At 64.6% G+C, this 24,545-nt stretch carries 19 protein-coding genes; 8 read left to right on the top strand and 11 right to left on the bottom strand.

Annotated elements, in window-relative coordinates; all coding sequences use genetic code 11:
• Both bcaP and AC07PE_RS20545 read right to left on the bottom strand, forming a co-directional pair.
• Positions 1-1,428 (bottom strand): branched-chain amino acid transporter BcaP, encoded by a 1,428-nt coding sequence (gene bcaP / locus AC07PE_RS20550; RefSeq protein ID WP_498767878.1) that lies wholly within the window; start codon positions 1,426-1,428, stop codon positions 1-3.
• 36 nt (positions 1,429-1,464) lie between these two features.
• Positions 1,465-2,079, bottom strand: coding sequence for a tetratricopeptide repeat protein (locus tag AC07PE_RS20545; protein WP_498767876.1), 615 nt, complete (start codon positions 2,077-2,079; stop codon positions 1,465-1,467).
• A 137-nt stretch (positions 2,080-2,216) separates the two neighbouring features.
• Here AC07PE_RS20545 and pdxR point away from each other — a divergent pair, with 137 nt between their 5' ends.
• Positions 2,217-3,671, top strand: coding sequence for a MocR-like pyridoxine biosynthesis transcription factor PdxR (gene pdxR / locus AC07PE_RS20540; protein WP_498767874.1), 1,455 nt, complete (start codon positions 2,217-2,219; stop codon positions 3,669-3,671).
• On the opposite strand, the gene AC07PE_RS20535 is transcribed toward pdxR, so the two are convergent.
• The 4 genes from AC07PE_RS20535 to AC07PE_RS20520 all read right to left on the bottom strand — a co-directional run bounded on the left by AC07PE_RS20535 (position 3,668) and on the right by AC07PE_RS20520 (position 9,946).
• Positions 3,668-5,542: a glycoside hydrolase family 2 protein gene (locus tag AC07PE_RS20535; protein ID WP_498767872.1), complete on the bottom strand. Its 1,875-nt coding sequence runs from the start codon at positions 5,540-5,542 to the stop codon at positions 3,668-3,670. The genes pdxR and AC07PE_RS20535 overlap by 4 nt on opposite strands.
• A 77-nt stretch (positions 5,543-5,619) precedes the next feature.
• On the bottom strand, positions 5,620-8,145 hold the full coding sequence (locus AC07PE_RS20530; protein ID WP_498767870.1) for a TonB-dependent receptor: 2,526 nt from the start codon (positions 8,143-8,145) through the stop codon (positions 5,620-5,622).
• 20 nt (positions 8,146-8,165) lie between these two features.
• A complete protein-coding gene (locus tag AC07PE_RS20525) occupies positions 8,166-9,386 on the bottom strand; it encodes a glycoside hydrolase family 88 protein (protein WP_498767868.1) in 1,221 nt (406 codons plus the stop codon).
• A gap of 278 nt (positions 9,387-9,664) precedes the next feature.
• On the bottom strand, positions 9,665-9,946 hold the full coding sequence (locus AC07PE_RS20520; protein ID WP_498767866.1) for a flagellar protein FliT: 282 nt from the start codon (positions 9,944-9,946) through the stop codon (positions 9,665-9,667).
• A 334-nt stretch (positions 9,947-10,280) separates the two neighbouring features.
• Between AC07PE_RS20520 and AC07PE_RS20515 the strand changes: the two genes are divergently transcribed.
• From AC07PE_RS20515 to AC07PE_RS20495, 5 genes are all read left to right on the top strand, one after another.
• A complete protein-coding gene (locus AC07PE_RS20515; RefSeq protein ID WP_498767864.1) occupies positions 10,281-12,896 on the top strand; it encodes a M1 family metallopeptidase in 2,616 nt (871 codons plus the stop codon).
• Positions 12,897-12,943: 47 nt separating this feature from the next.
• Positions 12,944-15,007, top strand: a complete 2,064-nt coding sequence (locus tag AC07PE_RS20510; RefSeq protein WP_498767862.1) for a M13 family metallopeptidase — start codon at positions 12,944-12,946, stop codon at positions 15,005-15,007.
• A 137-nt stretch (positions 15,008-15,144) separates the two neighbouring features.
• Positions 15,145-15,771: a class I SAM-dependent DNA methyltransferase gene (locus tag AC07PE_RS20505; protein ID WP_498767994.1), complete on the top strand. Its 627-nt coding sequence runs from the start codon at positions 15,145-15,147 to the stop codon at positions 15,769-15,771.
• A 198-nt stretch (positions 15,772-15,969) separates the two neighbouring features.
• The gene (locus AC07PE_RS20500; RefSeq protein WP_047825672.1) at positions 15,970-16,149 is read left to right on the top strand and encodes a CsbD family protein; all 180 of its coding nucleotides are present in this window, start codon (positions 15,970-15,972) and stop codon (positions 16,147-16,149) included.
• Positions 16,150-16,233: 84 nt separating this feature from the next.
• Positions 16,234-16,776 (top strand): DUF2939 domain-containing protein, encoded by a 543-nt coding sequence (locus AC07PE_RS20495; protein WP_498767860.1) that lies wholly within the window; start codon positions 16,234-16,236, stop codon positions 16,774-16,776.
• Here the strand turns inward: AC07PE_RS20495 and AC07PE_RS20490 are convergent.
• Positions 16,773-17,231, bottom strand: a complete 459-nt coding sequence (locus AC07PE_RS20490; protein ID WP_498767858.1) for a hypothetical protein — start codon at positions 17,229-17,231, stop codon at positions 16,773-16,775. The genes AC07PE_RS20495 and AC07PE_RS20490 overlap by 4 nt on opposite strands.
• A 55-nt stretch (positions 17,232-17,286) precedes the next feature.
• The gene (locus AC07PE_RS20485; RefSeq protein WP_498767855.1) at positions 17,287-18,366 is read right to left on the bottom strand and encodes an AI-2E family transporter; all 1,080 of its coding nucleotides are present in this window, start codon (positions 18,364-18,366) and stop codon (positions 17,287-17,289) included.
• A 121-nt stretch (positions 18,367-18,487) separates the two neighbouring features.
• Between AC07PE_RS20485 and AC07PE_RS20480 the strand changes: the two genes are divergently transcribed.
• The gene (locus AC07PE_RS20480) at positions 18,488-18,667 is read left to right on the top strand and encodes a CsbD family protein (protein WP_379771560.1); all 180 of its coding nucleotides are present in this window, start codon (positions 18,488-18,490) and stop codon (positions 18,665-18,667) included.
• 109 nt (positions 18,668-18,776) lie between these two features.
• On the opposite strand, the gene AC07PE_RS20475 is transcribed toward AC07PE_RS20480, so the two are convergent.
• A complete protein-coding gene (locus tag AC07PE_RS20475; protein ID WP_498767853.1) occupies positions 18,777-20,996 on the bottom strand; it encodes a S9 family peptidase in 2,220 nt (739 codons plus the stop codon).
• A 157-nt stretch (positions 20,997-21,153) separates the two neighbouring features.
• On the opposite strand from AC07PE_RS20475, the gene AC07PE_RS20470 reads away from it, so the two are divergent.
• Entirely contained in the window at positions 21,154-22,212 is a 1,059-nt protein-coding gene (locus AC07PE_RS20470; RefSeq protein WP_498767851.1) for an oxidoreductase, read from the top strand.
• A 6-nt stretch (positions 22,213-22,218) separates the two neighbouring features.
• Here AC07PE_RS20470 and AC07PE_RS20465 read toward each other — a convergent pair whose 3' ends face one another.
• On the bottom strand, positions 22,219-23,019 hold the full coding sequence (locus tag AC07PE_RS20465; RefSeq protein WP_498767849.1) for an HDOD domain-containing protein: 801 nt from the start codon (positions 23,017-23,019) through the stop codon (positions 22,219-22,221).
• Between the two features lie 95 nt (positions 23,020-23,114).
• Positions 23,115-24,518 carry an MATE family efflux transporter gene (locus AC07PE_RS20460; protein WP_498767847.1) on the bottom strand — a complete coding sequence of 468 codons (1,404 nt, stop codon included), beginning with the start codon at positions 24,516-24,518 and terminating at the stop codon, positions 23,115-23,117.
• Positions 24,519-24,545: the final 27 nt, after the last annotated feature.

Raw genomic sequence — 24,545 nt, 5'->3', positions numbered from 1 at the left:
TTATTTTCCAATTGGCAAAACTTCCGGCGCTGGCGCTGCCTGGTTCAGCAGGGAGCGCGGCCGCGCATAGACAAAGTAGACTACCAGGCCCAGCGCCAGCCAGGCCAGGAAGGCGGCCCAGGTGGTCTTGCTCAGGAAGGCCATCAGCACGGCGCAGAACGCGATCGCGAGCATGGGCACGTAGGGCACGCCGGGGCAGCGGAAGGCGCGGTGCAGCTCGGGGCGCTTCTTGCGCAGTACGATCACCGCTACCGATACCAGGCAGAAGGCCGCCAGCGTGCCCATGTTGACCAGTTCGCCGAGTACGCCCAGCGGCACCACGGCACTCAGCAGGCCGAAGATGATGCCGACGATCCAGGTGGCGAAGAAGGGCGTGCCGAAGCGTGGATGGATGTTGGACAGGCGGGGTGGCAGCAGGCCGTCGCGCGACATGGCGAACAGGATGCGCGTCTGGCCATAGGCCATCACCAGGATCACGGTCGTCATGCCGAGGATGGCGCCGAGATCGACGAAGGCGGCGAACCAGGTTTCGTGCGCATACTGCAGGGCCAGCGACACCGGATGGTCGATGCCGAGGAATTTCGCGTACGGGACGATGCCGGTCATGATGGCGGTGACGATGATGTACATGATCGTGCAGATCGCCAGCGTGCCGATCAGGCCGATGGGCAGGTCGCGCTCGGGGCGCTTCACCTCTTCGGCGGCGGAGGTGACGGAATCGAAACCGATGAAGGCGAAGAACATGAGGGCGGCCGCGCTCAGCGTGCCGCCGGCGCCATGCGGCATGAAGGGATGCCAGTTGGCCGGCTGGACGTGGCGCGCGCCCACCAGGATGAACAGCAGCACGACGCCGAGCTTGATGATCACCATGATGTTGTTCACGCGCGCGGATTCGCGCACGCCCAGCGACAGCATCGCCGTGAGCACCATCATGATGCAGAAGGCCGGCAGGTTGAACCAGGTATGCAGGCCCGGCACCGCACCTGGCGCGGCCCGCAGCGCTTCCGGCAGGATCAGGCCGAAGCTCTCCATCAGGGACTGGAAATAGCCGGACCAGCCCACCGCCACCGCGGACGTCGCCAGGCCGTATTCGAGCAGCAGGTCCCAGCCGATGATCCAGGCCACCAGTTCGCCCATCGTGACGTAGCTGTAGGTGTAGATCGAGCCCGCCACCGGGACGGTGGAGGCGAATTCCGCGTAGCACAGGGCCGCCAGCCCGCAACACACGCCGGCGATGATGAAGGACAGGGTCAGGGCCGGGCCGGCCGTGACGGCGCCGGTTCCGGTCAGGACGAAGATGCCGGTGCCGATCACCGCGCCGATTCCCATCAGGATCAGGTCGAAGGGGCCGAGGACTTTTTTCAGGCCGCCGGGCTTGCGGCTCATGGCCATCATCTGGTCGAGATTTTTTGTTCTGAACAAGCTCATGTGCGCTCTTTGTCGGGAAGTGATTCGGGAAGTGATTCAGGATGTGCTGCTGCTCTTGTGCGGCCGGGCCGGCAAGGACATGCCCGGCTGCCAGCGGCGGGACAGGCATTGCGCCTGCGAGATCTGCTGCTCCGTCATCCGGCGCGCGAGCTCGGAACGCTGCTCGCCGGCGTTGCGGTGGCCCCTGGCGGCAGCGAGGTCCCACAGCATGTAAGCGGTCACCGCATCCTCAGGCAGGCCGGCCACGTGGTAGCGGTACATCAGGCCGAGGGCATACTGCGCGTCCGGATGGCCCTGCTCGGCAGCCTTGCGGAACCAGGAGATGGCCAGCGCCTGGTCCTGGGGCACCGCGTTGCCCGTGTAATACATGGCGCCGACCACGTATTCGGCGGCGGGCAAGCCCTGCAGCGCCGCCTTGTGGTGCCATGAAAACGCTTCCTTGTAATCGCGCGGCACGCCATGGCCCATGTAGTACATCAGGCCGAGCAAATGCTCCGCATCCGCATTGCCGGCCCTGGCAAGCGGCGCGATTTCCTTCAGCGCGACGGCGTAATCCTGCTCCTTGTAGGCAGCGACGCCTTCGGCCAGGCCCGCCAGCGAAGCGGCATGCAGGCCAAGTCCGAGCATTGTTGCAGCGATCAGCTTTTTCATAGTCTCCTCACCTTTCCTTGTCGACGAATGAAAGGATGGAATTCGACAGATCCATGAAAAGATATTTATTGACAGACTATAATCAGCGGGCTGGTACCATGTAAGGGCCACCCGGCGCCTGTTTGATAGGACTACACATGGACTACGGCCTCCTGCTCGCGGACTTCGAGCGCCACAACGATGTGAGCGGCTGGCCGCGCCAGCGCACGGTGCACGCCTGCCTGCGCGCGGCCATCCTCGGCGGGCGCCTGGTTGCCGGGCACCGCCTGCTGTCGACGCGGATGCTGGCGCGCGAGCTGGGTATTGCACGCAACACGGTCCTGTACGCCTACGAACAGCTGATGGCGGAAGGGCTGCTGCTCACCTCCCGGCGCGGCACAGCGGTGGCGCAAGTGACGAGATCCACGCCCGCGCGCGACAGTGCGGACCCCGTGCCGTCCACCCTGTCGCGCCGGGCGCAGGCGCTGGCCGGCATGTCCTCGCCCGGCTTCCTGAGCGGCGCGTTTGCCCTCGGCGTGCCCGCACTCGACGCCTTTCCCATGGCTGCCTGGCGCCGCCTGCTGGACCGCGCCTGGCGCGAGACCGGACCCTTCGAATTCGATTACTGCGACCCCACCGGCCTGCCGGTGCTGCGCAAGGCGATTGCCGACTATCTGCAGGCTGCGCGCGGCGTGCGCTGCGACCCCGAACAGGTGGTGGTCACCAACGGCACCCAGGCCAGCCTGGAGCTGTGCGTCCAGCTGTTTGCCGATGCCGGGGACACGGCCTGGATCGAAAGTCCAGGCTATCTGGGAGCGTTGTCGGCCTTTCGCGGCGGCCAGCTGCGCACGGTCGGCATCCCGGTGGATGAAGAGGGCATCGCCCCGAACGCCGACGATTGGCGCCGCACGCCGCCGCGTCTCATCTATGCCAGCCCCTCGCACCAGTACCCGACCGGCGGGGTACTGGACATGCGCCGCAGGCTGGAACTGCTGGAAAACGCCGGCCGCGCGGGCGCGCTGATCATCGAAGACGATTACGACAGCGAGTTCCGGCACGACGGCCCGCCGCTGCCGGCGATGCAGGGCCTGGCGCCTTCCGCACCGGTGATTTATCTGGGCACCTTCAGCAAGACCATGTTCCCGGCCATGCGTACCGGCTTCATGGTGCTGCCCGCCGGCCTGGCCGAGGCCGCGCATCCGGCGCTGGCGCGCATGCCCATGCACGGGCGGGTGCCGGAGCAGCGCGCACTGGCGGCGTTCTTGAGCAGCGGGCAGTTCGTGCAGCACCTGCGCCGCATGCGGCGGTTGTACCGCGAGCGGCGCGATGCCTTGCTCGAGGCCCTGGACCGGCATGTCGGGAATGCGGCGCTGGTCCATGGCGCCGGCACCGGCATGCATTTGTCGCTGCGCTTTGCCGATCCGGCCTGGCGCGACGACCGGATCAGCGATGCGGCGCTCGCTGCCGGCATCGCCGTGCACTGCATGACGCGCCACGAGACCGGCCTGCGCAAGACGGATTGGACCGGCCTCCTGCTGGGCTACAGCCAGGTGCCGGCCGGGGACATCGACGATGCGGTAAAACGCCTGGCGGCGATTGCGCACCGAGCTTAGTCGTACTGGCGCTGCTTCTGCTCGTAATAACGCTTCAGGGTCCAGAAGGCCTGCTTCTTCTTGCCGTCATCGGAAATCAGGCCCTTGCGGTTCCAGAAGTCCTGGAAATAGGGATGCGTACGCCGCGGCGACCGAAAATCCACCAGCACCCAGGGCGTCATTCCGCGCAGGCCCGGGATCCCATCCAGCATCTTGAACTGGTTGCGGTACAGGGCATCTTGATACTCCTCGCTCCAGCGTGTATCGGCGTCCGCGTGATAGCCGCCCAATGCATCGGCGCCGAACTCGGTAATCACCACCGGCTTGTTCAGGCGGATGTCGAATCTGAAGTCCAGCATCTCCGCATTGCTGGCCCAGTACCAGCCGGCGTATTCGTTGAAGCTGGCCAGGTCGAGCAGGTCGGCCAGCGGATCCTCGATCGTGATCGACTTGCCTTTGCGGTGGATCTCCAGCGCGGCCGCCACCAGGCGCGTGTCGTCGAGTGAGCGCGCGGTCTTGGCCAGCCCGCCCATGAAGGCATTGCGCGGCGCGGAGATCGGCGTCTCGTTCCCGATCGACCAGACCACGACGCTGGCGCGGTTCTTGTCGCGCACGATCAGGTCCGTCAGCTGGGCCTGGGCGTTGGCGAAGGTTTCCGGCTTGTCCCAGGAGATGGTCCAGTAGACCGGCACTTCGGCCCAGACCATCAGGCCCATCTCGTCGGCCAGGCGGATCATCTCTTCGCTGTGCGGGTAGTGGGCCAGGCGCACGTAATTGCAGTTCATCTCCTTGGCCCATTGCAGCAGCATGCGCATGTCGCCGCTGCTGCGCAGGCGGCCCGGAATCAGCGGGTTCTCGTCGTGCAGCGAGATTCCGCGCAGGAAGACGCGCTTACCGTTCAGGAGGATGTCCTCGCCGCGCGTTTCGATGGTGCGGAAGCCGATGCGGTCGACCACCTTGTCATCGCCGGCCGTCAGCGTCACCGAGTACAATTTCGGCAGTTCGGGTGACCACAGGTCCAGCTTGCTGACCGGGATGCTGACGGCGGCGCGGCCGCGCGCATCGGTCTGCACGCTGGCCTGGATGCCGGCTTCCGGTATCGACACCGTCACCTTCTGCGGCCCCGACGCGCCGGCCATCTGCACATAACCCTCGATGCGATGGGCGTCGCCTTTCGCCAGCTGCAGCTTGTAGTCGGCGATGTGCGTGGCCGGCACTTCGGCCAACAGCACGTCGCGGGTGATGCCGCCGTAGTTCCACCAGTCCGTGTTCAGGGTCGGGATGGCGTCCTGGTGGCGCGTGTTGTCCGCCTTGACCACCACGAAGTTGCGGCCCCTGACCAGTTTATCGGTGACGTCGAGCTGGAAGGGTGTAAAACCGCCGCGGTGCATGCCCAGCTTCTTGCCGTTCAGGTAGACGTGGGCTTCGTAGTTCACCGCGCCGAAGTACAGCATGTAGCGCTTGCCCTGCACGGGCTGGGCTTCGAACACCTGGCGCAGCCACAGCGTGCCTTCGTAGAGCTGCAGCTTCTCGGCCTGCGAGTTCCAGTCGCCTGGGATCTTCATGGTCGGCGCACGGTCGAAATCGTATTCGACCCAGTCGCCCTTGTCCTTCGGCTTGCGGTCGTCGTAGAAGCCGCCCTTGCCGCTGCTCGACGCGTCGAAGGGCACGTGGCGGTAGTCGTAGTAGCCGGTCTCGTAGGGGTCGATGATGTAGCTCCAGCGGCCGTTCAGGCTCAGGTGGCTGCGGCCGTAGATGTTCTGCAGCGGCGTTACCAGGCTGTCGGCGCGTTTGGTGACCGGTGTGCCGGCCAGCTGGACGTCAACCGGATCCGCGGCGTGGGCCATGGCCGCACAGGCGGCGAGGAGCAGGGCAATAATGCGGTGTCTCATTCTCTCTCCAAGTAACGACAATGCCGTCCGGGAGGGGCCGGACGGCATCGAAAGGCTCTTGCGATGATACTGCAGCGTCAGAACTTCACGTCGAGCTTCGCGCTGAAATAACGGAAGACGTCACGCGGCGGCACCCAGCTGTTGACCGTGATGGACGGCGACGAGGAGGTCGGGCCGGCGCGGTAGGACGGGCCGCTGGCGTTCGCGTTGCCGATGTAGAAGCGGTCGAACAGGTTATTCACGCGGAAGCTCAGGGTATAGCGGCCGCCGTTGTCGCGCACGCCGAAGCCCAGGTCGGCGATGGTGTAGCCGTCGTTGACCGAGCGTGGGTCGTTGTTGATGTTGGTCTGGTAGTCGCTCTGGTAGCGCACGTTGCCGTTGACGAAGGCCGAGAAGGGCAGGCTGGCGAACTTCCAGTCGTAGTTGCTGCCGATGTTGACCTTGACCTTCGGGGTGCCCGGGAAGATCCCGCCGGAGAGGTCCTGCACACCGGTGGTCGAACCCGCGACGATGGCGTAGCAGGCGCGGTTCCAGCCGGCCAGCGATCCGTTTTCTCCCTTGCCGGTGGTGCCGATGGCCGGGTTGGTGTTGTCCTGGTAGCAGGGGCCGTTCTTCCAGTCGACGATGGTCGGGCGGGTGTAGGCCACCGAAGCCTTGACCGTCAGGCCGGTGGTAACGATGAAGCTGGTGTCCAGTTCGAAGCCCTTGGTGCGCACTTTCGGGATCGAGTTCAGCTGCGTGTAGATGGTCGGGTCGTTCGGCAGTACGAAGGAGGTGTTCTGCTGATAGCCCTTGAAGTCCGTCTTGTAGGCCACCGCCGCCACCGACATGCGGCCGTGGAACAGGTTGGCCTTGGTGCCGAGTTCATAGGTGCGGCTGGTTTCCGGATCGACCGGGAAGGCCGCCGAGGCCTTCAGGCCGCTGGTCACGTCGTAGGCCTTGCCCTTGTGGCCGGTGGCGGTCATGGCGTACACCATCAGGTCGGGCGTGACCTGCTTCTGGACGCTCAGCTTGCCGGTGTTGGCCACGTCCATGTTGCCGCTGCTCGAGAACTGGTCGACGCCGACGGGGCCCGGCTTGAAGGTCGCGCGGTCCAGCTGGTCGGTGTAGAAGTTGCGGATGTAGTTGTAGCCCGATTCCTCGATGTTGTGGCGGGCGCCGGCAACCAGGGTCCAGGTGGGCGCGAAGTCCCAGGTCACCTGGCCGAACACCGCCTTGTTGATGTTGTAGATGTCGGTGTAGTAGTTGGTCGGGCTCGACGGCGAGTTGGCCGTGCAGGTGCTCGGCGCCACGCAGAAGCCGCGGATGAAGTGGCGGTCGATCGTGTTCTTGGCCCACCACAGGCCGGCCACATAGCGGAAGTTGCTGGCGTCCGGCGAGACCAGGCGCAGTTCCTGGGTCTTCGAGTTGATCTCGTAGGTGCCGAACTGGTTGTTACCGACGCTGAACTTGGTCTCGCCGGGGCGGGCGATGGTCGGGACGTCGACGAAGTCCTGGTCGCGGTAGTCGTTGGCCGTGTAGTGCTCGTACGAGGAGATCGACATCAGGGTCGCATCGCTCGGCAGGCGGTACGAGAATTTCAGGCCGGTGCCGGCGGTCTTCGAGTTGATCCCGGTCGGGAAGTCGCGCCGCACGTTGCGGTTGTTCTTGTCGTAGGGGTTGATGCCGGCCAGCGTGAGCGATGCCGGCAGCTGCGGGTTACCGTTCATGTAGGCGGTGGCCAGGTCGGCGTCGGTGCGCACCAGATTGCCCGCGGCGGCCGAACCGGTGGTGCGGTAGAAGCCGTTCACGGCGGTCACGCCGCGGCTGTTCTCCTGCTTGTTGTAGTGCGGGAGGATGTCGATGTCGAGGTCGCGGATCGGGGTCCAGGTCAGCTTGCCCATGAAGGTGTTGCCGGAGGAGCCGTTGACCTTTTCGCCGGTCGTCAGGTTGGTGAAGTTACCCGGCATCTCGTTCTTGTTGGCGGCCAGGCGCATGGCGAAGGTATCCGAGACGCGGCCGCCGGCCGATGCGGCCACGCGCCATTCGCCGTCGTCGGTGCGGTAGTAGCTGCCGCGGTAGGTCATCGGACCGGCGACCGGCTTGGTCACGATGTTGATCGCGCCGGCCACCGCCGATTTGCCGAACAGGGTGCTCTGCGGGCCTTTCAGGACTTCGATGCGGGACACGTCCGCCAGGTCGCGGAAGGCCTGGAACTGCACGGCGATCGGGATATCGTCGATGATGACGGCGACGTCGGATTCGACGCCGATACCCACCGAGACGGTGCCGATGCCGCGCATGAACAGGGCGTTGTTGGCGGCCGTGGTGCCCGAGGCCTGGGTCAGCGAGGGGGTGAGGTTGATCACGTCCTCGATCTCGCGGATATTGTTCGCCTGGATCTCCTGCTCGGAGATGACGGAGATCGCCATCGGCACGTTTTCCAGGCGCTCGACGCGCTTGTTGGCGGTGACGACCACCGACTGGATCTTGTTCGGGTCGGGCTGGGCCTCCTGCGCTTCCTGGGCCCAGGCCGGCAGCGTCCACTGGGCGATGGCGAGTGCGACGACGGCGGACAGGGGCTTGAGCGCAATGTGGGCGCGCCCGGTATGGTGCTTCTGCATGTGTGTCTCCTCTTGATTTTTTATTGAGATTGCGTCGCCCGCAGGCGCAGTAAAGCTTCCAGGAAGTAGTAGTCCGCGTAATTCAGCGGCACGTCGATCTCCTTGCCGGCCGGCTTGTGGCCGGTCGCATGCTTGAGCAGGAATCCGTGGTTCTCGCCGGGCGCGGCCAGATAGTCGCTGGAGGACAGGCTGCGCAGCTGGCGCTCGGCGAAGGCGCGGTAGCGCGCGGCATTCGGGGCGTCGACGAAGCCGGCGAGTTCCAGCAGCGCCGAGCTGGTGATGGCGGCGGCGGAGGCATCGCGCGGGGCGTTGGGGATGGCGGTGTCGTCGAAGTCCCAGTAAGGGATGGCATCGGCTGGCAGGCGGGGGTGATGGATGAAGAAGTCGGCGATGCGGCGCGCCTGGGCCAGGTACTCCGGCTTTTTCGTTTCACGGTACATCATGGTGTAGCCGTACAGGCCCCAGGCCTGGCCGCGCGCCCACGAGGAGTTATCGGCGAAGCCTTGGACCGTGACCTTGCCGCGCACTTCGCCGGTTTGCGGATCGTAGTCGACCAGGTGGTAGCTCGAGCTGTCGGGGCGGAAGTGGTTGCGCAGGGTGGTGTCGGCGTGGGCGATGGCGATCTCGCGGTAGCGCGGCTCGTTGGCTGCCTTAGCCGCCCACATGAGGAGTTCGAGGTTCATCATGTTGTCGACGATGACCGGGAATTTCCAGGTGCTGTCCTTCCACAGGTCCCAGGACTGGATGGCGCCGACTTTCGGATTGAAGCGGGTGATGAGGGTGGTGGCGCCGGCCAGCAGGGCGTCGCGGTAGGCCGGATCCTTGGTCAGGCGGTAGCCGTTTCCGTAGCCACTGCCCAGCATGAAGCCGAGGTCGTGCTGGGACTTGTCGAACTTGGCCGGGGCGGTGTCGAGGGTGTAGCGGATCGCGGCCGTTTTCCAGGCCGGGTCGCCGGTGGCTTCGAACAGATACCACAGCGAGCCTGGGAAGAAGCCGCTGGTCCAGTCCTTCGGGCCGACCGTCACCAGTGCGCCTTTGTCGACGGTGCGCGGGAAACCCGGCTTGCCCTGGACCGAGGCCAGCAGGCTGCGGTACTGGGCGGCCGCGATCTGGAAATCCCGCTTGACGAGATCGGCGACCGGCTCGGCTGCCAGCGCCTGGGTGCCGATGGCAGCAAGGACGATTCCGCAGGCAAACGTTTTCGCAGCGCGGCTGGCGGCTCGGCGGCATGCGTCCAACATGGTTCGTCTCCTTGTGCCTGTCATTGTTGTGAGAATCCTAATCACAAGAAACGGCCATGTCAACAACTTTAGGAAAACGATTAACTTAAGGTTTTTTGAATTGGTCTGTCCAGTTTCATAGGGAGATATGTAGCTTTATTTCCTGCGCCCATGAAAACAAGCGAGATCAGAGAAAACGTTTTGCTTGCTGTTGTGCAGCAAAAAGGAGTAGAGGGATAAGCAACAAAAAACCCCTGGGACGCGAGTCGCAGGGGTTGATTGGTGGGGGAGTGAAACGCTTAGTGGGCGCTCATTGCCCGTTCGATCTGGCCGTGCCAGGGTTCGGTGACGTCGCGCACGGCGCGGTCGTTGGCCATGATCTGCTTGAGCAGGTCGATCTTGCGCAGGCGCTGGGCGCCTTCCAGCGGCGGCACGCCCGATTTGGTAGCGCTCACCTGCAGGGACACCTGGGTTTCCAGCCGAGCCAAGCCATCGAAGTCGCCATCCTGGGCAGCAACTGCCATGCGGCCGCTGAGAGCGGCGATGTTTTCGTACATGGCGAGGACTTCGTTGGACGTCATGATGCACCAAGAGCAATTTTTTCCGGCCGGATTGCCGGGTATCTGGGTCGTTATCGGCCCAGATTTTTGAAACTTTAGGGTTTTCGAAAGATTTTTTTAAAAAATTTTTCGCAAACTCGATTCATGAGATTTTGCCTGTATTCAACTTGATCCAGCGCACGGAAGAGATGGGCAGAAAGCGATCTGCTCCCCGGATTGTGCAATCCAGCCCGGCTTTTTGCAGTTTGTCGCAATCCTGTCATCCTTGCCATTCGGCTTGGTTATAGTGCAAGCTGGATCGCTGCGCCAAAGCAGCGCCGACAATAACAAGACGAGAGAGAAAGGGAGAAAGTCCATGAGACCAATCCAGGCGATCGGCGCTACCGCGCTGGCCCTTGCCGCCATCGGCGCCCATGCCGAAGCACCGTATTCTTTTGACAAGACGCCGGGCAAGCTGCCCAAGGACGTCATCCCGGTGGAATACCAGGCCCACCTGGCGCCGGATATCGCCGCCAATATCTTCAGCGGCACGGAAACGGTGGAGATCGAGGTATTGAAAGCCACCTCGACGATCATGCTGAACGCCGCCGCGCTGGAAATCGACAGCGCCACGCTCTCCGGCAAGGGACTCAAGCAGCTCAAGCTGAGCCCGGTGCTGGACGAGAAGCAGGAAACCCTGAGCTTCACCCTGCCGCAAGAACTGGCGCCGGGCCGCTATCGCCTCGAGCTGGCCTTCCGCGGCAAGATCAATCGCGAAGGGCGCGGCCTGTTCTATGTGAACTACCAGGCCGGGAAGGCGGACAAGAAGCTGATCGCCACCACCATGGAGCCGACTGACGCGCGGCGCATGCTGCCGACCTGGGACGAGCCGGCCTTCCGCGCCAAGTTTCGCCTGTCGGTCGACCTGCCGTCCGGCCTGAAAGCATTCTCGAATACCCCGGTCGACAAGCAGGCCAACATCGCCGGCGGCAAGCAGCGCATCAGCTTCAAGCCGACCCCGAAGATGCCGAGCTACCTGGTAGTGCTGGCCGCGGGCGAGTTCGAGCGCATCAGCACGAAGCAGGACGGCGTCGAGATCGGCGTCGTCACCACCGAGGGCAAAAAGGAGAAGGGCGCCTTTGCCCTTAACGCCAGCCGCGACCTGCTGCACTTCTATAACAACTACTTCGGCGTGCCTTACCCGCTGGCCAAGCTGGACCAGATCGCGATCCCGAACGGCTTCAATGGCGCGATGGAGAACTGGGGCGGCATCGTCTACAACGAAAACACCCTGCTGTACGATCCGAAGACCAGCCCGGAGCACATCCGCCAGATGACCTTCTCGGTCAACGCCCACGAAATGGCGCACCAGTGGTTCGGCAATCTGGTGACCATGGCCTGGTGGGACAACCTGTGGCTGAACGAGGGCTTCGCCTCCTGGATGGCGTCCAAGGCCACCGAGCACTTCCACCCGGAGTGGCGCCCCTACCTGGCCAACATCGGCGACCGCGAACGCGTCATGAACCTCGACGCGCGCAAGACCACGCACCCGATCCAGACCCCGGTCGAGACCGAAGCCCAGGCCGCCGACGCCTTCGACGACATCACCTACGAAAAGGGCCAGGCCTTCCTGCGCATGCTCGAGGCCTACCTGGGCGAAGACGCCTTCCGCAAGGGCATCCGCGCCTATATGCAGAAGCACCAGTATTCGAACACGACTTCCGCCGACCTGTGGGCGGCGCTCGAGCATGCCTCGGGCAAGCCGGTCGGCAAGCTGGCCTCGGACTGGACCACCCAGCCGGGCTTCCCGCTGATCAAAGTCGAACAGGCTTGCGAGGACGGCAAGCGCAAGGTGACCCTCAGCCAGCAGCAGTTCCGCCTGGACGAGCCGGCCACGGATAACCGCCTGTGGAGCGTGCCGCTGCAGGTCGGCACCGTGAACGGCAAGTCGATGACGACCCTGCTGAGCGGCGCCACCGCCAGGGTGACGCTGCCCGGCTGCGAGGGCGCGCTGGTGGTCGACCCGCACAGCGTCGGCTACTTCCGCATCCAGTACGACCGCGCCACCTTCGACGCGCTGGCCAGCCAGGCCGCGCGCCTGCCGGACGCCACCCGCCTCAAGCTCCTGAACGATACTTGGACCCAGGTCACGGCCGGCCTGGTCCCGCTCGACGCCTGGCTGAAACTGGCGGCGCAGCTGGGCGATGAGCCGCGTCTGGCGGTGTGGGAATCCATCCTCGGCAACCTCGGCTTCCTGGATTCCCTGGCGCGCGGCGAGCCGGAGCGTCCGCTGGTGCGCCGCTTGATCGTCGGCTTCGCCAAGCCCAAGCTTGTCAAACTGGGCTGGGACGAGAAGCCCGCCGAGACGGTCGAAGACGCCCAGCTGCGCGCGCTGCTGGCCGGCGCCCTGGCGCGTGCCGGCGACGAGGAGGCGATCGCGCAGGCGCGCAGCCGCTTCAAGCGCTGGCTGAGCGACCCGGCCTCCGTCAGCCCGGCGATGATCGGTTTCGTGACTTCCGCCGCCGGCCGCTATGCCGACCAGCAGACCTTCGAGGCCATCGCCGCGCGCATGCAGCAGACCCAGAACAACGAGGAGCGCTCGCGCCTGCTGGGCGCACTGATCCAGGTGCAGGATCCGGCGCTGGCGGACAAGGTGCTGCAGATGGCGCTGTCGCCGAACACGCCGCCGACCCAGGTGGCCGGCATCGTGCAGGGCGTGGGCCGCTCCCACCTCGACCAGGCCTGGAACTTCGCCGTCGCCAACCGCGAGCAGCTGATGAAGACCCAGGATTCGGTCAACCGCAACCGCGCCTTCCCGGGCATCGTCGCCGCGTCCTCGAACGCCGGCGACGCCCAGCGCATGGAAGACTTCGTTCGCCAGAACTTCGAAGCCGATGCGCAGGTCGAAGCGCAGCGGGTTGCCAGCGGCGTGCGCGTGCGCGCGGCCCAGAAGGCGCGCCTGCTGCCGCAAGTGCGCGAGGCGCTGAAATGAAATCCAGGTACTACAATAAGACGATCACTCACCAAGAAGGGAACTACATGAAGACCAGCTGGACTCCAGTGAAAACCGCCATCGTGCTCGCCCTGTGCGGCGCCGCCGTCGTGGCTATGCCTGGCCAGGCGCAGCAGGCTGCCGCACCGAAAGTCGAAGCATCCCAGGCGAATGCCGCCGTGCGTCCGGGCGACGATTTCTTCGCCTACGCCAACGGCGACTGGCTCTCGAAAACCGAGATCCCGGCCGACCGCAGCTCCTGGGGCGCGATGGGCGCGCTGGCGGAAGAGACCAACCAGCGCATCGTCAAGATGATCGAAGACCTCGCCAACGACAAGAAGCTGAACGGCGAAGCGCGCAAGGTGTCGGACTACTTCCGCGCCTACATGAACGAGCAGGCCATCGAAGGCAAGGGCACCGCGCCTCTGAAGCCGCTGCTGGCGAAGATCGACGGCATCAAGGACAAGGCCGGCCTCACGCGCGCGCTGGGCGAATCGATCCGCGCCGACGTCGACCCGCTGAACAACACCAACTTCTTCACCGAGAACCTGTTCGGCCTGTGGGTCGCGCAAGGCCTGCACGACACCACCCGCCACATGCCCTACATCCTGCAGGGCGGCCTGGGCATGCCGGACCGCGCCTACTACCTGGACAGCAGCGAACGCATGGCCGGGCTGCGTACCAAGTACCAGCAGCACATCGCGGCGATGCTGAAAATGGCCGGCTACAGCGATGCCGACGCGCGCGCCGCCAAGGTGTTCGCGCTGGAAGTCGAGCTCGCGAACAGCCACGCCAGCCGCGCCGATTCGGCCGATGTGCTGAAGGCCGATAACACCTGGACCGTGAAGGACTTCGCGTCCAAGGCGCCGGGCATGGACTGGAACGCCTTCTTCAAGGCCGCCAAGCTGGGCGACCAGCAGAAGTTCATCGTCTGGCATCCGACTGCGATGGCGGGCGAGGCCGCGCTGGTGGACAAGGTCGACCTGGCCACCTGGAAGGATTACCTCGCCTTCCATCGCATCAACCAGATGGCGAATGTGCTGCCGAAGGCCTTCGCCGACCAGCGCTTCGACTTCTACGGCAAGTCGCTGAGCGGCACGCCGCAGCAGTCGCTCCGCTGGAAGCGCGCACTCGGCGCCACCAACGGCGCGATGGACGAGGCGGTCGGCAAGATTTACGTGGCCAAGTACTTCCCGGCCGAGAACAAGGCCCGCCTGCAGCAGATGGTCAGCAATATCGTCGATGCCTTCGGCAAGCGCGTGGACAAGCTGGACTGGATGGCCCCGGCCACCCGCGCCCAGGCCAAGGAAAAGCTGAAGACCCTGTACGTGGGCGTGGCCTACCCGGACAAGTGGAAGTCGTATGAAGGCCTGAAGGTCGTGGCCGACGACGCCTTCGGCAACGCCGTGCGCGCCGACGAATTCCACACCGCGCAGGAGATCGCCAAGCTGCACCGCAAGCCGGACCGCACCGAATGGTCGATGCCGCCGCAGCTGGTCAATGCCGTCAACCTGCCGCTGCAGAACGCGCTGAACTTCCCGGCCGCGATCCTGCAGCCGCCGTTCTTCGATCCGAAAGCGTCGGACGCCACCAACTACGGCGCGATCGGCGCCATCATCGGCCACGAGATCAGCCACAGCTTCGACGACCAGGGCGCCCAGTTCGACGCCCAGGGCCGCCTGCGCGACTGGTGGACCAAGCAGGATGCGGAGCACTTCAAGACCGCGTCGAGCAAGCTGGTGGAGCAGTACAACGGCTACAAGCCTTTCAGCGACCTCGCCGTCAACGGCCAGCTGACCCTGTCGGAAAACCTGGCCGACCTGGCCGGCCTGGCTGCGTCCTACGACGCCTACCGGGCCGCCTCGGGCACAGGTAAGGAAAAAAGCGCGACGCCGGAAGGCGACCGCCAGTTCTTCATGGGCTACGCGCACAGCTGGCGCAACAAGGCGCGCGAAGCCGCCGAGCGCCGCGGCATCCTGACCGACGGCCACGCGCCGCCGCAGTACCGCACCGCCACCGTGCGCAACCTGGATGCCTGGTACAAGGCCTTCGACGTTCAGCCAGGCCAGAAGCTGTATCTGGCGCCGGAAGAGCGTGTGCGCGTCTGGTAATAGTTTTTAGAAGGTAACGGACGCCGGCGTCAAGGAAGCCAGGCCTAGAATCAATGGCCTGGCATTCCTTCCGCAGGTGGTCCATGAAGCAGCATTATCTCGACCTCAAACGGCGCGTCTTGCGCGCCCATCCTTGCATGACACAGGACGACGACTTCCGGGAAATTTCCGAACGCACCCTGCATCACTACGACCTCAGTGCGCCGCGCTTCTTCGCGGGCACCATCGATCATGACGTCAGCCAGAACATCGCTGCTTTGCTGGATGCGATCGAGGCCGAAGCGCCATACACCATTCTCGACCTCGGCTGCGGGCCGGGGCGCGACCTCAAAACCTTTCGCGACATGGGCCACCGCGCCATCGGCCTGGACGGCAGCGTTCGCTTCGTGGACATGGCCGCGCAGTACAGCGGCTGCGAAGTGTGGCTGCAGAACTTTATCGATCTCGATCTGCCGGACGCGCTGTTCGACGGCATCTACGCCAACGCTTCGCTCTTTCACGTACCGCGCAGCCTGCTGCCCAAGGTGCTGGGCGAACTGTATGACTCCCTGAAGCCGGGCGGCGTGCTGTTCAGCTCCAACCCGCGCGGCAATAACGAAGAAGGCTGGAACGGCCCGCGCTGGGGCAGCTTCCATGACTATCCCGCCTGGGAAGCCTTTGTCACCGATGCCGGCTTCGTACCGATTCATCACTACTACCGCCCGGCCGGCTTGCCGCGCGATCAGCAGCCGTGGCTGGCAAGTGTCTGGCGTAAGCCCGCTTAAGTTTCACCTAACTAAATTGATTCCACTACGTTAACCGGCGAACAGAGTGAGGGCCGCAATCGGCCCAAGATGGACCTGTACCGCTCGACAGCCGGGTGGTACGACGGGACCTCGACACCGCCACCAATCTCGGCGGTCCACCGGATGGGATGCGCAGCGGGTCGAGGGTTCGTTAACCAATCGAAAGGAGGTGTCCATATGAATGAGGACCAGATCAAAGGCAAGGCCAAAGACATTGGCGGCAAGATTCAAGAAGGTGTCGGCAAAGCCGTTGGTAGCAGCGAGCAGCAAGCCAAAGGCCTGAACAAACAGGTTGAAGGCAAGGTGCAGGAAAAGGTCGGCGACGCGAAAGATATCGTCGGCAAGGGTAACCGCTGATCTGCATTGCCTAGGCGTGTATCCTCCAAAACAGCCGCCTCCGGGCGGCTGTTTTCTTTGTCATTTCCATATAGAATCCCGGTGATGAACACCTTGCAAAAACGGATCATCTCCACCATTGTCCTTGTCCTGATCGCCGGCGTGGCGGCGTATTGGTATTGGTCTCCTTACCTGGCAATGCGCCAGCTACGCGAGGCTGCAGTGACGGCCGATGCCGCGCGCTTCAATGAGCATGTGGACTTCCCGCGCTTGCGCGAGAGTCTGAAAAGCCAGTTCGCGGCGCGCCTGCATGGGGATGAAGCGGAGCAGGGCGGCAATAACTTCGGCCGCATGCTGGCGGGTGTCGTGGTCGATAAACTCATCGACACGGCTATCCGCCCGGAAACGATCATGTTTGCGATGCGTGAAGGGAAGTTCAAGATCGAGAACGGCGGGACGCGCGAAGGCGAACCCGGTACGGGCGAGCGCAAGAAGGTCGTCTGGAGCACGGAACGCCAGGGGCTCGATACCATCCTCTTCCATGTCGAAGGGGACGGCAGCGCCAAGCCGAAAGGCAAGATGGCGCTCGTGATGCAGCGCCAGGGCTTCGCTGACTGGAAGCTGACCGATATCCGGTTGCCGAACTAAGCGCGTTCCGGCCGCGTCGACAGCGCCACGATCGCCGTACCCGCGGCCACGATCAGTGCGTCTTCGATGAGTCCGCTGCGGGTCTGGCCGATACGCGCCATGGCCTGTTTGCGCGCGGCCAGCGTCAGGTAAGCGAGCGGTACCGCAGTTGCGACTGCGAGCGCCGCACCGGTCTTCTCCTGGCCGCGCGGCGCCAATGCAGCACCGGCGATCCCCGCGCTCATCACGCGCGCCAGCAGACCCAGGAAGACGGTGCGGTCGGGCGCCGTCTTCATCTTGTCTCCGAACAGTTCTCCTACCCCCATGGCGAGGGCGCCGTATTTGAACAATGGGCGGTCCAGCAAGGCCAGTTCGCCCGGCGTGTCACGGTCTGCGAGGCGCGCCGTTGCAATCGTGGCCATGGGCGTCATCGAGCGTGCGCTGGCGACGGCGCCGATCAGAGCGGAGGGGAGCAAGCTACGCAGGTTCATCTTTTGCCTTTACATTTGCTGGGAAATTCCATACTAGCCATTAATCGCTCGGCGGCGCGCCATCTTGCTTATCGGATCGATCGCCGAGGATGTCTTCCACGTACAGCATCTTCACCAGCACCATTAGCGTGGCCGTCATCGGCGTCGCCAGCGCGATGCCGGCAAAGCCGAAGATGGTGCCGAAGATCAGTTGCATCACGATGATGAGCGCCGGCGCGATCTCCACCGCCCAGGAATCGATCAGCGGCTGCACGATATAGCCCTGCACCAGCTGGATGCCGCCGAACAGCATCATCGTATAGAGGGCCAGCTGCGGGTCGACGGACAGGGCGATCAGCACCGCCGGCACGCCCGCCATGATGGGGCCGAGGTAGGGGATGAAGTCGAGCAGGCCGGCGATGATGCCGAGGATGAGCGCCAGCGGCACGCCCAGCAGGCTCAGCCCGACCGCAGTCGCGGTGCCGGCGATCAGCATCGAGCAGGACGTGCCCAGCAGCCAGCGCGCCAGGGTGCCGCCGATCTCGTTCAGCACCTGGCCTGCGCGCTCGCGTTTGGCCGGCGGCACCAGCCGGATGAAGCCGCGCCGGTAGACGCCCGGCGACACCGCGAAATAGATGCCGACGAACAGGATGATGGCGACGTTGCCGATCGCGCCCAGCAGGCCGCCGAAGAACAGGCCGGCATTCGGCACCATCTGCCCCAGGTATTGCATGAGCTGCTTGGGCTGCGGCAAATCCCTCGCGATGCGTCTGAGCAGCGGGTGCTGTTCGACCATCTGCTGCAGGCGCTCGATCGAGGTCGGAATCGTCTTTGCCAGCTGGTTGGCCTGTTCGGAAATCTGCGGCGCCATTGCCCAGCCGCCCAGCCCGATGATGAGCACCAGCATGCCCACCACGATGGCCAGGGACAGCTTGCGGTTGATGTGGCAGCGGCGCGAGAGGATGGCGCTGAGCTCGAACAGCAGGATGGCGAACAGGACGCAGGCGAACACCAGCAGCAGGGCGTCGGCCGCGAACCAGATGCCGGCCAGCAGTGCCAGGAACAGCGCCGCGATGCCGTCGACGAGGGCGGGACGCCGCATCAGGCCGCCTGGTTCAGGGGAGGGTGCTTGCTTACTCATGGAAAAATGCTATCAGCGGGCCGTATCGACCGTCGCGCGGCTGAGCTATGTGCGTGCGCGAACGGAGCCGGCAGTCAAGCTTTCTTATCATTGAGTCACTGTTTAACGAAAGGAGAGCACCATGAACTCGAACCAAGTCGAAGGCAAACTGCAAGACATCGGTGGCAAGATCCAGGAAGAAGCCGGCAAGCTGGTCGGTAGCGAAGAGCAGCAGGTCAAGGGCCTGAAGAACCAGGTCGAAGGCAAGACCCAGGAGAAGCTGGGCGACGCGCAGGAGAAGCTGCACGACGCAACCAAATAAGTAGGGTGGGCACGCCGTGCCCACGCGCACGATCGCCACAAAAAAACAGCCGCTCGAGAGCGGCTGTTTTTTTACGTCATGCGTGGGCTCGGAGAGCCCACCCTACGGGTTACTTCGCGTTGGTACCGCCCAGGTTCTTCTTGAAGAAGGCCTCGATCATCCCATACACGTGACGCTGGCCCGCGCGCGAGGAAATGCCGTGCTTGGCGCCCGGATAGGTCATCAGCTCGAAGCGCACGTTGCGGTTCACCAGCGCATCGATCAGGCGCGTCGAGTTGGTGAACAGCACGTTGTCGTCGGCCATGCCGTGCACCAGCAGCAGCGGCGACTTCAGGCCGTCCAGGTGGGCGAACACGCCGCTCTGCTTGTAGGCTTCCGGATTCGACTTCGGCGTCGCGCCCACGAACTGCTCGGTGTAGTGGGTGTCGTACAGCGCCCAGTCGGTCACCGGCGCCACCGACACGCCCATCGCGATCTTGTCCGAACCGGCTTCCAGCAGGCGCAGGGTCATGTAGCCGCCGTAGCTCCAGCCGAACACGCCGACGCGCTTGGCATCGACGAACTTCTGCTTGGCCAGCCAGTCGACGCCGGTCAGCTGATCTTCGACTTCGTGCTTGCCCAGTTCGCCGTAGATGACGTCGGTGAAGGCGCGCTCGCGGCGCGAGGAGCCGCGGTTATCCAGCGTGAACACGACGAAGCCCTGCTGCGCCATGTATTGCTTGAACAGATTGCCCCAGCCGCGGGTGACCTGCTGCGAGTGCGGGCCGCCGTAGACGAACAGGAAGACCGGATAGCGCTTGGCCGGGTTGAAGTTGGCCGGCTTGATCATCGAGTAGTACAGGGCCTGGCCGTCGTGCGCCTTGATGCTGCCGAACTCGGTCGGCAGGTGGTCGGCCATGTACTTGGCGTACGGGTGATCCTTGTTCAGCTCGTTATGCTCGAGCCACTCGACCATCGAACCATCGGCGTTGCGGATCGACACTTGCGGCGGGGTCTTCGGATCGGAGAAGGTGTCCACGAAGATCTTGCCGTTGCGCGAGAAGGCGGAGCTGTGCATGCCGTCGGCCTTGGTGATGCGCACCGGCTTGTCGGCATTGCTGCCGTCCAGGTTCAGCGCGTAGGTCTGCTTGTCGATGACAGCATCCTTGTTCGAGCCGATGTAGACCTTGCCTGCGTCCTCGTCGACCGCCAGGATTTCGTCGACGCCCCATTCACCCTTGGTGAGCGGGTACAGTTCCTTGCCGTTCAGGTCGAACAGGTAGAGGTGGTTGCGGCCGGTGCGCTCCGAAGCCCAGATGAAGGCCGGGCGGTTCTTCAGGAACTTGAGGTCGTCGTGGATGCTGACCCAGGTCTTCGAGGTTTCGGTCAGCAGGGTGCGCTGGGCCAGGCTGGCGGCATCGACGGCGATCAGGTCGAGGCGCTTCTGGTCGCGCGACTGGCGCTGGTAGACCAGGGTCTTGCCGTCCGTGGCCCAGTCGGCGCGCACCAGGTAGATGTCTTTCTCGGCGCCGAGATCGACCTTCTTCTGCGCGCCCGAGGCCGGGTCAACGATCATCAGGTCGACCAGCACGTTCGGGTCGCCGGCGGCCGGGTAGCGCTGGTCGATGACTTCGGTGCGGTCGGCAAAGATCTCGAAGCGGCGCGCGACCGGCACCGGGGCTTCGTCGTAGCGTTTGTAGGCGATCGCGGAATCGTCCGGCGCCCAGTAGTAACCGGTGCGCTGGCCCATTTCTTCCTGGGCGACGAATTCGGCTTCGCCATTGTGGATGGTGCCCTTGCCGTCCGTGGTCAGCTGGCGTTCCTTGCCCGTCGACAGGTCGATCACGACCAGGTTCTGGTCGCGCACGAAGGAGACGTAGCGGCCTTTCGGCGAGATCTTCGGATCGCCGACGTTACCCGAGGCGACCTTGCGCGCGGTATCCGGATTGGCGGCATCGACCAGGTAGAGGTCGCCGGCGATCGGCACCAGGATCTGCTTGCCATCCGGCGACCAGCTGTAGCTGATGATGCCCGACAGGCTGGCGGTACGCGCGCGTTCGCGGCGCGCCTTTTCTTCCAGCGACAGGTTTTCCGTCGGGACCAGCTTCTTGGAGTCGACCAGGCGGTGCGTGGTCTTGTCCTTCATGTTGTATTCCCACAGGTCCAGCTGGAACTGGTTGTCCGCGCGGCCGCGCAGGAAGGTCACGCGTTCGCCGTCGGGCGACACGCGTACGTTACGAACGCCAGGGCCGGACAACGCCGGGTCGGCGTAGATGCGGTCCAGGGTCAGGCGTTCCGCGGATGCGGGAACGGCCGCCAGGGCGGCAACAAGGGCAAGAATGAGGCGCATTTGGAATGTCTCGCGGGGAAAGATTAATTATGTGCAACGGGCGAGACGATACCAGAGTAAGGGCTTGAGCGCTGTAAATATGTAGGTGCAAATAGTATGCAGGCAGCAGTTTCCTCTACACTTGCCGCACTCTGGCCAAGCACAAGGATGAGGACGAATGAACGACAGCGCGCTGCGGGTGGGATTGATCGGCTTCGGCTATGCCGGCAGGACTTTCCATGCACCTTTGATCGGCACCACGCCCGGCCTCGCGCTCGTCGCCGTGGCAAGCAGCGATGCGGCCAAGGTGCGCGCCAGCCTCGGCGATGGGCCGCTCGTGTATGCCGGCGCCCGGGCCATGATCGAGGAGGCCGCGCTCGACCTGGTCGTGATCGCCAGTCCGAACGCGACGCACTTCGAGCTGGCATCGCTGGCCCTGGCTGCCGGCAGGCACGTGGTGGTCGACAAGCCTTTCACGGCGACGGCGGAACAGGCCGGCCAGCTTGCGCAGCTCGCTGCCGACAAGGGCCTGCTGCTGAGCGTCTTCCACAACCGCCGCTGGGACAGCACGACGCGCACGGCGCTGCGCCTGCTGGACGACGGCCTGCTGGGCAGCATCCGCTACGCCAGCATGCACTACGACCGCTACCGGCCGCAGCCGCAAGACCGCTGGAAGGAAAGCGCGGAGGCCGGCGGCGGCCTGTGGATGGACCTGGCCCCGCATCTGCTGGACGAGGCCATGTGCTACTTCGGCCGGCCGCTGGCGATCCAGGCCGATATCGCCTGCCTGCGCCCGGGCGCCCGCGCCGACGACAGCTTCCATGCGCGGCTGCGCTATCCCGACGGCCTCAGGGTGGACCTGCACGCCAGCATGCTCGGCGCCATGCCGCGTCCGCGCCTGGTGCTGCAGGGCACGCGCGGCTCTTACGTCAAGCAGGGACTGGATCCGCAGGAAGCGAGCCTGAAGGCGGGCATCCATCCGACAGGGGACGATGCGGCCTGGGGCATCGATGCGGAGAGCGGTGTCGCCGCCGTCGAACAGGATGGTGTATTGCGGATGCGGGAGATCCCGACCGAGAACGGCGCCTATCCCGCTTACTACCGGCAGATCGAAGCAGCGATCCGCGGCCGTGGCGCGAATCCGGTGCCGCCGGAGCAAGCGGTCTTCGTCATGCGGCTGCTCGACGCGGGACGGGAGAGCAGCACCCGGCGCTGCGAGGTGCTGCTCGGAAGCTGACCCTGCTCAGGCCGCTGCGGAGAAGGAGTCGTGCGTAGGGAAGCGCTTGCGCATCCATTCGGCGTCGAGGCGCAGGACGTTCACGAGCTCGGCCGGCAGCGTGTCGAGCACGGCAGGATCGTCGCTGGGCGTGTCGGCCAGCAGGCTCGCGAGGTGGATGATGCCGCCCAGCTTGCAGAAAGGATGCGCGGCCAGCGGATCGGACGAGGCGGCGAGGGCGGCAACGATCTGTGCCGGAAAATTCCAGCGCCGTCCCAGCTCGGCCGTGATCTCGCCTTCGGAAATGCCGAGCAGACGTTGCTCGCGCTCCCAGCGGCCACCCGGCAGGTGAGGCTGTTGCTCGATTTCGGCAAACGCGGTGGGGGCGACCTGGTAGATCAGCAGTTCGCCGAGGCGCAGCATCATGCCGGCCAGCCAGGCTTCGTTGCCATCCACGCCTGAGCCGCCCGCCAGCCATTTCGCGTAGCCGGCGCAGGCCATGCTGCTCTTCCAGAACTCATCGGAATCCAGGCCGGGCAGGGAAGGGAAAGCGTCCGAGAAGCAGGCAGCCAGGGCCAGCGTACGGATGTGCGCCATGCCGGTCAGCGAGATCGCCTCGTCCAGCGTGCTGACCGAACGCCGCGCGCCGAAATGCGCGCTGTTCGCCAGGCGCATCAGCTTGGCAGTAAGCGCCGGATCGCGCGCGATGATGGCGGCGACACTCTTCGCCGAGGCGTCCTCGTCGTCCAGGGTGGCGATCAAGGCTTGGGCAACTTCGGAGATCGTGGGGAGTTTGACGTCGGCAAAGAACTGGGCGAGGCTGGGCATGACTACCTTTCAAGAAACGCAGTGTGCGTAAATATGCGTCCTTGAGTGTAAGTCCTGAATGGAGTTGCGCTCCAGTAATTTCCAACAATTTGTGACTAGCTGTTGCTCTCTTGCACGCGCTGCTTCGACAACTTGTTCAGCGACCAGGCCAGCAGCACCGCCGCCACGGTCAGCCCCAGGATCAGCCCGATCCAGAAACCGGTGGCCTGCATCGGTGCGGCGGGCGACCATGGGAACCAGGCCGGCGCCCAGCCAAGGATCCAGCCGACCGGCAGGGCCACGCCCCAGAAGGCGATCATCTGGATCAGCATTGGCGAACGCGTGACTTTATAGCCGCGGATCGCGGAGGCTGCCGCCACCTGGGTCGAATCGGACAGCTGGAAAATCGCCGCCAACAGCAGCAGCATGGCGCAGGTGGCCTGCACCTGCGGGTCCGACGAGTACATCGCCGCGATCTGCCAGCGGAACAGGGCGATCCCCAGCGCCGACAGCGCGCCGAAGGACACGCACATGCCGGTGCCGATCCAGGCCACCGAGCGCGCCTTGACCGGGTTGCCTTCGCCCATCGATTGGCCGACGCGGGTCAGCGCGCCGATCGAAAAGCTCAGCGGCACCATGAACACTAGAGAGGTGAAGTTCAGCGCCACCTGGTGCGCCGACACCTGCACCACGCCAAAGCGGGCCACCAGCAGGCTGACCACGCCGAAGGCGCTGACTTCGGCGAAGTGGGTCACGCCGATCGGCAGGCCAAGGCGCAGCATGCTGCCGATCTCGGACCAGTTCGGGCCTTCCCAATGCGTGAACGGGTAGGTGGTGTGGTAGACGTTTGACACCTTGATCCAGCCGATCATCGCGGCCAGCATCAGCCACATTCCGGTGGCGGTGGAGATCGCACAGCCCAGCGCCCCGAGTTTCGGAAAACCGAAGCTGCCGAAGATGAACAGCCAGTTGACGACGATGTTGTACAGCAGGCCGAGGAGGGCGATGACCATGATCGGCTTGGTCTGGTTGATGCTGGTCGTGTAGCCGTACAGCGCGCGGTAGCAGGCAAAGGCCGGCATGCCGAGGCTGATGATGTGCAGGAAAGTCTTGGCGCGATCCGCCACGGCCTGCTCGAGACCGATGTGGTCGAACAGCAGGGTGCACAGGTTGGCGGCGATACAGCCGGCAATGCCGACGATCAGGCCCATCCACAGCGATTCGCGCACCGAGTGCGAGATCCTGTCGAAGCGGCCGGCGCCCATCTCGTGCGCGACCACCGAGTTCACCGCCATCATGATGCCCATCACGGTGACCAGGATGATGGACCAGACCGAGGTGCCGAGCGACACTGCGGCCAGTTCGGCGGCGCTGACGTGGCCGGTCATCGCCACGTCCGCCACGCCCATGCCGACGGTCGCGAGCTGGCCGACCAGCATCGGCCACGACAGGCGCCAGAGGGTGGCGATCTCGGTGCGGACGGGTGATGAAGTATGCGTGGCAGTAATAGTGGATGTCATGGCGCGGCTACCGGATGGGAGCCCGCC

Source organism: Telluria sp. GW821-FHT07G12, assembly GCF_059418525.1.
This window is presented reverse-complemented; position numbering and strand designations above follow the sequence as displayed.